7 protein-coding genes are annotated in these 7,602 nt (G+C 65.5%); 3 read left to right on the top strand and 4 right to left on the bottom strand.

The window, feature by feature from the left end; genetic code table 11:
- The first annotated feature begins 164 nt into the window (after positions 1–164).
- The gene (locus IVB29_RS24365) at positions 165–1,808 is read left to right on the top strand and encodes a lysine--tRNA ligase (protein WP_247505951.1); all 1,644 of its coding nucleotides are present in this window, start codon (positions 165–167) and stop codon (positions 1,806–1,808) included.
- 51 nt (positions 1,809–1,859) lie between these two features.
- Here IVB29_RS24365 and IVB29_RS24360 read toward each other — a convergent pair whose 3' ends face one another.
- The gene (locus IVB29_RS24360) at positions 1,860–2,513 is read right to left on the bottom strand and encodes a helix-turn-helix transcriptional regulator (RefSeq protein WP_247505950.1); all 654 of its coding nucleotides are present in this window, start codon (positions 2,511–2,513) and stop codon (positions 1,860–1,862) included.
- A gap of 189 nt (positions 2,514–2,702) precedes the next feature.
- On the opposite strand from IVB29_RS24360, the gene IVB29_RS24355 reads away from it, so the two are divergent.
- Both IVB29_RS24355 and IVB29_RS24350 read left to right on the top strand, forming a co-directional pair.
- Positions 2,703–3,047, top strand: a complete 345-nt coding sequence (locus IVB29_RS24355; RefSeq protein ID WP_247505949.1) for a DUF952 domain-containing protein — start codon at positions 2,703–2,705, stop codon at positions 3,045–3,047.
- Positions 3,044–4,141, top strand: a complete 1,098-nt coding sequence (locus IVB29_RS24350; RefSeq protein ID WP_247505948.1) for a quinone-dependent dihydroorotate dehydrogenase — start codon at positions 3,044–3,046, stop codon at positions 4,139–4,141. Before IVB29_RS24355 ends, IVB29_RS24350 begins: the two co-directional genes overlap by 4 nt.
- 129 nt (positions 4,142–4,270) lie before the next feature.
- On the opposite strand, the gene IVB29_RS24345 is transcribed toward IVB29_RS24350, so the two are convergent.
- The 3 genes from IVB29_RS24345 to IVB29_RS24335 all read right to left on the bottom strand — a co-directional run.
- The gene (locus tag IVB29_RS24345) at positions 4,271–5,596 is read right to left on the bottom strand and encodes an MATE family efflux transporter (RefSeq protein ID WP_247505947.1); all 1,326 of its coding nucleotides are present in this window, start codon (positions 5,594–5,596) and stop codon (positions 4,271–4,273) included.
- A gap of 71 nt (positions 5,597–5,667) precedes the next feature.
- Positions 5,668–5,970: a DUF6460 domain-containing protein gene (locus IVB29_RS24340; RefSeq protein WP_247505946.1), complete on the bottom strand. Its 303-nt coding sequence runs from the start codon at positions 5,968–5,970 to the stop codon at positions 5,668–5,670.
- A gap of 179 nt (positions 5,971–6,149) precedes the next feature.
- The coding region (locus tag IVB29_RS24335; RefSeq protein ID WP_247505945.1) for an ATP-dependent DNA ligase at positions 6,150–7,602 on the bottom strand (1,453 nt) is incomplete at its 5' end.

Raw genomic sequence — 7,602 nt, 5'->3', positions numbered from 1 at the left:
GAGGGGGACTCTCCACGAGTCCGTCGCTCACCGTGATTGCGGAAGCAGCCCCTCACCCAACCCTCTCCCCGTAAGAACGGGGAGAGGGAGTAAGCGCGGCGCCAGCCGCACCAACTTTTGCATTCTGCCCGGAAATCGCTATTTTCCGCGGCCCGGAGGCCCTGATGTCCGTTATCGATCTCGCCGCGAACCCGAGCGATCTGCGTGCGCTCGCCGAACAATCCAGCGCCTGGCCGTTCGAGCAGGCGAAGGCCATTGTCGCGCGGCTGAAGAAAAGCCCGAAGGACGAGGTGCTGTTCGAGACCGGCTACGGTCCGTCCGGCCTGCCGCATATCGGCACCTTCGGCGAGGTCGCGCGCACCTCGATGGTGCGCCATGCCTTCCGTGTGCTGACCGAGGACAAGATCAAGACGCGCCTGCTCGCCTTCTCCGACGACATGGACGGGTTTCGCAAGGTGCCGGATAACGTGCCGAACAAGGATGTGCTGGCGCAATATCTGGGGCGGCCGCTGACGGCCGTGCCTGATCCTTTCTCGAACGAATATCCCTCGTTCGGCGCGGCGAATAACGCGCGTCTGCGCGCGTTTCTGGATCATTTCGGCTTCGACTACGAATTCGCGAGCTCGACCGACTATTACAAGTCCGGCCGCTTCGACGCGACGCTGCTGAAGATGCTCGCGGCCTACGACAAGGTGATGGACATCATCCTGCCGACGCTCGGACCCGATCGCCGCGCGACCTATTCGCCGTTCCTCCCCATCAGCAAGACCACCGGAATCGTGCTGCAAGTGCCGATGATCCGCCGTGACATCGCCGCGGGCACGGTGACCTATGTCGATCCCGACAGCGGCGAAGAGGTTGAAACGCCGGTCACCGGCGGCAACGTCAAGTGTCAGTGGAAGGCCGACTGGGCGATGCGCTGGGTCGCGCTCGGCGTCGACTATGAGATGGCCGGCAAGGACCTGATTGATTCCGTGAAGCTGTCCGGCGCGATCGCCAGGGCGCTCGGCGGCACGCCGCCCGAAGGTTTCAACTACGAGCTCTTCCTCGACGAGAAGGGTCAGAAGATCTCGAAGTCGAAGGGTAATGGCCTCACCATCGACGAATGGCTGCGCTACGCCTCGCCGGAATCGCTGACGCTGTTCATGTATCGCGAGCCGAAGGCGGCCAAGCGGCTGTATTTCGACGTCATCCCGCGCAACGTCGACGACTACCAGCAGTTCAGCGACGGTTTTGCCAAGCAGGACGGCAAGCAGCAGCTCGGCAATCCCGTCTGGCACATCCATAGCGGCCATCCGCCGAAGTTCGAGATGCCCGTCACCTTCCAGCTTCTGCTGACGCTGGTGTCGTCGTCGAACGCGGAGAATGCCGAGACGCTGTGGGGCTTCATCGGCCGCTACCGTCCCGGCGTGAGCCCGCAGACGCATCCGAAGCTCGATGCGATGGTCGGCTATGCCATCAACTATTACCGCGATTTCGTCGCGCCGACGAAGACGTTTCGCCAGCCGACCGATATCGAGCGCGCCGCATTGCAGGATCTGCGCGATGCGCTGTCGCAGCTGCCGCAGGATGCATCGGCCGAGGACATCCAGAACGTCGTCTACGAGATCGGCCGCCGCGAGCCGTTCCTCGACCAGGTCAAGAAGGGCAAGGACGGCCGTCCCGGCGTCACGCTGGACTGGTTCAACATGCTCTACCAGGTGCTGCTCGGCCAGGAGAAGGGCCCGCGCTTCGGCTCCTTCGTCGCGGTGTATGGCGTGCAGAACGCGGTGAATATGATCGACGGCGCGCTGGCAAGGAGTGCGTGAGCGGCGGGTTGCCGTTCGCTCCACCCACCATTGTCGTCCCGGCGAACGCCCTTACTGGCTCGCCCACACGATCCGTGCGATCCAGCCAACGTCACCCACCGCGATCGTCCGCTCGGCCTGAGCGGCATCGAGCGGCTGCAATTCCAGCGCCTTGGCTGTGCGGCGCTTCAGCGTCGCGACGGTCACTTCGCCCGCTTTGGTCTTCACCACCACGCGATCGCCCTTGCGGACCGGTGCACCGGGCGAGACCAGGATGATGTCGCCGTCGCGATAGACAGGCGCAAGCGCATCGCCTGCAATCTCCAGCGCAAAAATGCGGCTGTCCTCGGCGGCGGGCAGCGCAAATTCAGTCCAGCCCTTGCCGGATGGAAAGCCGGCCTCGTCGAAAGCGCCGCTCGCGCCGGCTTGGGCGAGGCCGAGCAGCGGTACGGTGCGGCCGTCGCCCGCCTCGTCGTCGATCAGCGTCGCAAAAATGTCCATCGAGGCGTCGGCCGCCGCCAGTGCCTTCGCGATCGACTCGGTCGATGGCCAGCGCTCGCGACCGTCGGGCGTGACGCGCTTGGACCTGTTGAAGGTGGTGGGGTCGAGCCCGGCGCGCTTGGCAAGGCCCGACGGGGACAGCCCGGCGCGCGCCGCCAGCCGATCCAGAGCGACCCAGATCTGGTCGTGCGTCAGTATCCTCTGCGCTTTGGCCTGTCTGACCATGGAAGGTCCAGCCCGTCGCAACCCAGGAAAACTGTCCTCAAATCAACCGGTTTTCCGTTTTTCGCGCAAGGGGTGGCGGCTAACTCTTGAGTTCGGGAGGACCCGCCTTTACGGTCGCGCCGGGTTTCACAGAGCCCTAGCAGACGAAAAAACCCAAGAGACTCAACGAGCAACAGGGCTGCGTAAGCGGTGGTGAAGATCTACAAAATCTGCCCGGCCTCGGCCTGGCGCGAGGCGGAGCGGCAGGGTGTCTACCGCGGCAGCGCGGACGATTCGCGCGACGGTTTCATCCATTTCTCGACCGCCCCCCAGGTTCCCGAGACCCTGCGCAAACATTATTTCGGGCAGCGCGCGCTGTTCCTGGTCGAGGTCGATGGCGATGCGCTCGGAGCCGGCTTGCGCTGGGAGCGTTCGCGCAATGAGGAGCTGTTCCCGCATCTCTATGGCGAGCTCGATCTCGGGGCGGTGCTTTCGGTGATGAACCTCAACATGCGCTCCGATGGCGGCCACGATGTTCCGGAGCTCCTGCCGTGATCCGCGCCTTCGATGCTCTCTCGCTGCCGCTGCTGCGCTGGCTCGATGCAGAAGACGCGCACCGCCTGGCGATCCAGGGCCTGCGCTTCCTGCCGCCGGTCAAGCCGCGCCCTGATGATGCGAAGCTCGCGGTGCGCGCTTTCGGGCTCAACTTCCCCAATCCGATCGGCATGGCCGCGGGCTTCGACAAGAGCGCGGAAGTGCCGGATGCGCTGCTGCGCCTCGGCTTTGGCTTCGTTGAGATCGGCTCGGTGACGCCGAAGCCGCAAAGCGGCAATCCGCGGCCGCGGCTGTTCCGGCTGGAGCGCGACGAGGCCGTGATCAACCGCATGGGCTTCAACAATGACGGCGCGGAAGTCGCATTGCGCCGGCTTGCGGCGCGCGCGCAGCACGGCGGTATCGTCGGCGTCAATGTCGGTGCCAACAAGGATTCGCCGGATCGCGTCAATGATTACGTCAAGCTGATCGAGACCTTTGCGCCGGTTGCGAGCTATTTCACCGTCAACGTTTCCTCGCCGAACACGCCGGGCCTGCGCAACTTGCAGGAGGGCGCGCTGCTCGACGATCTCCTCGCAAAAGTGATCGACGCGCGCGAGCGCGTGCGCCAGAAGGCCGGCGACACGCCGGTGCTGCTCAAGATCGCGCCCGACCTCAGCCTCGCCCAGCTCGACGACGTCGTGCAGGTCGCGCGCTCGCGCAAGGTCGACGGCATGATCGTGTCGAACACGACGATTGCGCGGCCGAGCACACTGCGCGAGGCGATGCGCGCCAAGGAGCAGGGCGGCCTTTCGGGCCGGCCGCTGTTCCGCCTGTCGACGCGCATGGTCGCGGAGACCTATGTGCGGGTCGAGGGCGCATTCCCGCTGATCGGCGTCGGCGGTGTGGACTCCGGTGGCGCGGCGCTGACAAAAATCCGCGCCGGCGCGAGCCTGATCCAGCTCTATTCCTCGCTGGTCTACAAGGGGCTCGGCCTCGTCGAGGAGATCAAGCGTGACCTCACCTCGACGTTGTTGCGGACGGGGCGGGATTCGCTGTCTGAAATCGTCGGCGCCGATGCCGCCACGCTGACCGCGGAAGACTGGCCGGGGATGTAGGGTGATCTCGTGCCCCGGACGCGGCGCAGCACGTAGTGATGCGCTGCAGATCCGGGGCCCACGACTGACCGCTGGGTCCCGGCTCTGCGCAGCAGCGTTTCACGCTGCAGCGCGTCCGGGACACGAGAGCTACCGCTTCGGAAATGTCGCCCGATACAGCGCCGGATATCTTGCCCCCTGCAACCCGCCGCGCGCGACGTAGGAAGCGAGCAGCGCGCCCCACAGTCCGGCATTGCCGAACGATTGCAGCGCCCACCAGGCGGCAAGGAAGATCGCGAGCGAGGCCAGCATCAGATTGCGCATCTCGCGCGCCCATGTTGCGCCGATATAGATGCCGTCGAAGCCGAAGGCGAACACACCGGGTATTGGCGCGAGCACGACGAACGGCAGGAATTCGCGCGCGCTGTGGCGGACGGCTTCGCTCGCCGTCATGAAATCAATCAAGGCCGGCCCGAACAGCGCAAACAGCGCGGCGACGACGACGGCGAAGCCGAGGCCCCACAGCAGCACCAGCCGGGTCGAATCCGCAAAACCCTTTGCATCGCGGCCGCCAAAGCTGCGGCCGCAGAGCTGCTGGGCTGCGTTGGCAAGGCCGTCGAGAAAGAAGGCGCTGACCAGCAGGAAATTGTTGAGCACGGAATTCGCCGCCAAAGTGACGTCACCGGCCCGCGCGCCCTTGGCGGTGAAGAAAAGAAACACGGTGATCAGCGCCGCGGTGCGGATCAGGATGTCGGAGTTCACCGCCAGCAGCCGCATCAGTTTTGCGCGATCGAACAGCGTTGCGCGGGGCACGGCGAAACGGCCGTCGGCATAACGTCGGCAAACGACCACGCCGAGCACGAAGCCGACCGCCTCCGACAGCAGCGCGGCAACCGCAGCACCCGCAATGCCGGCGTCGGAGACCAGCACCAGCAGGATCGTCGCCACCATGTTGACGAGGTTGATGACGACCTGGAGCAGCAGCGCCGGATTCGCGCGGGCTTTGCCAATGAGCCAGCCGAGGATGACGTAGTTGGCGAGCGCGAACGGCGATGACCAGATCCTGATCATGAAATAGGTCTTTGCGGCCCGCGTTACGCCTCCGCTGCCGCCCATCAGGTCGAACAGCGCGGCGGCCAGCGGCAATTGCAGCGCGATCAGCGCGGCGCCGATCAGGCCTGCAACGATGAAGCCGCGCACCAGGATCACGGTCTGCTCGCGCGCCTCGCCGGCGCCGAGCGCCTGCGCGGTGAAGGCGAGCGTGCTCATGCGCAGGAAGCCGAACAGCCAGAACAGGCAGTCGAAGATCACGGATGCCATCGCGACGCCGCCGAGCAGGGCGGCATCGTCCAGCCGTCCGATTGCGGTGGTCGAGACCACTCCGATCAGCGGCGTGGTCAGGTTCGCGACCATGGCGGGGCCCGCGATGGCGAAGACCTGGCGGGAGCCGACCTTGGTATGAACGGGCGCGTGCATTAGCTGCCTCTACCCGACCAGCCGCCCGATTGCACCATCGCAGCCGACATGACGCGCCTGCGCGGAGGGCCTCAGCGACGCGGCGAGCCGAACACGCGCATCAGCAGCCAGATCGGGATCACGATGACGGCGCCGAGCAGGAAGTAGCGCCACAGCCAGTTCACGGCATCGAAGCCGAGATCCCACAGACGCTGGAATAGCAGGCGAATGCTGATGAGGATGTTCCAGGGATCGAAGCCGATCGCCGCCAGCACGACGCCGACCAGGATCGAGAGCAGGACCAGGCGAAACGCCACCGCCAGCGGCGAGCCGCCGAGAAAGCGGTTCAGCCCATCGCTGCGGCCGGCCGGCAAATCTCTGACGTCTTGGACCATCTCAAACTCCTCAGGCGGATTCGACCCCATTATAGGGCACGGCGAGGCACATGGGGAACCCGGAACAGGGCGTCAATCGGCTTACGGGATTTTAATTCGGGCGGGCCGCGGGCTGGCTGCAACCTCTCCCGCTTGCGGGAGAAGGGGCGCACCTTCCTTGTGGCGCCCATCGAGCCCGATCACGCCTCAATCTCCGCCGCCTCCGCCTTCAGCATTTTTTCCAGCGTTTCCAGCCGGTCCGCCTCCCGCGGCGGCTTGTCCCAGCGCAGGCGGCTGATGCGGGGAAAGCGCATGGCGACGCCGGATTTGTGCCGCGGCGAGCGCTGCAACCCTTCGAAGGCCACCTCCAGCACCAGCCCCTTGTCGCCTTCGTGCACGACATGGCGGACAGGACCGAATTTTTCGGTGGTGTTGCGGCGGACGAAGCGGTCGATCTGCAACAACTCCTCGTCGGTGAAGCCGAAATAGGCTTTGCCGACCGGCACCAGCTCGTCGCCACCCTCCGTCCGGGTCCAGACGCCAAACGTGTAGTCGGAGTAGTAGGACGAGCGCTTGCCGTGGCCGCGCTGCGCATACATCAGCACGGCGTCGATGATGTGCGGATCGCGTTTCCACTTCCACCACTGACCCTTGGGCCGGCCCGGAAGGTAAGGCGCATCGCGCCGCTTTAGCATCACGCCCTCGACGGCGTCCGCGTCTTCGCCCGCACCCGCACTCGCGGGATCGGCGCGTGCGGCGGTCAGCACGTCCCAGCTCGCGAAGGGGACAGTGGGCGACAGATCGATGCGGGGATCGTCAAGCTTGCCGATGAACGTCTCCAGCCGTTCGCGCCGTTCCGAGAACGGCAGCTCGCGCAAATCGTTCTCGTCGTCGCCGAGCAGATCGTAGGCGCGCAAATGGATCGGAAACTCCTTGATCAGCTTTGGCGAGACTGCCTTGCGGTTGAGGCGCTGTTGCAGAACGTTAAAGCTCTGCACGCGGCCTTCACGCAGGATCAGCAGTTCGCCGTCGATCGCGCCAGGCAGGCGCAGCGACGGCACCAGATCCGGAAAGCTCCCCGTGATGTCCTCGCCGGTGCGCGAATAGAGTCGCGCGGTGATGTGGCCGTGCTCGTCGCGCCCCGCCACGGCCTGCACGCGGATGCCGTCCCATTTCCATTCGGCGACGTAATCGGCGGGATCGAGTGCGGCGAAATCGGTCTCCTCGATTGCGTGCGCCAGCATGACGGGACGGAATGGCGCGGGATCGCGATTGACGGGCTTTTCGGCGCGGCCTTCCAGCCAGGCAAACAATTCGAGATAGGGCGGCGCAAGACCCGGCCAGATCAGCTCGACCTCGTGCGGATCCTTGTCGCCGAGCGCAGCCGCCGCGGTCTTGGCAAGACGCGCGGAAATACCGATGCGAAGTGCACCGGTGACGAGCTTCAGCAGCGCCCAGCGCCCGGTCTCGTCAAGTTCGTCGAGCCAGCGTTCGAGTTGTTTTGGCAGCTCGGTCTTGCCGAGCGCGCGGAGCGTGGTGACGACTTCAGTCAGCGTCGGAGGAGGTGGGTTGTTGTGGTTGGTCGGATGGAGCGCATCGCGGGCATCTCGCCCGCGGTACCCCCCTCCCTGACCCTCCCCCCCAGGGGGGGAG

This window comes from Bradyrhizobium sp. 1, assembly GCF_023073315.1.
GTDB lineage: Bacteria > Pseudomonadota > Alphaproteobacteria > Rhizobiales > Xanthobacteraceae > Bradyrhizobium.
The sequence above is the reverse complement of the archived record's forward strand: the minus strand, read 5'-3'. Positions and strand labels throughout refer to the sequence as shown.

What these genes read in the sequence shown, in the direction of transcription:
- IVB29_RS24345 (WP_247505947.1), bottom strand. Translation starts at nt 5,596, where the DNA reads ATGCACGCGCCCGTTCATACCAAGGTCGGCTCCCGCCAGGTCTTCGCC.
- IVB29_RS24340 (WP_247505946.1), bottom strand. Translation starts at nt 5,970, where the DNA reads ATGGTCCAAGACGTCAGAGATTTGCCGGCCGGCCGCAGCGATGGGCTG.
- IVB29_RS24365 (WP_247505951.1), top strand. Translation starts at nt 165, where the DNA reads ATGTCCGTTATCGATCTCGCCGCGAACCCGAGCGATCTGCGTGCGCTC.
- IVB29_RS24360 (WP_247505950.1), bottom strand. Translation starts at nt 2,513, where the DNA reads ATGGTCAGACAGGCCAAAGCGCAGAGGATACTGACGCACGACCAGATC.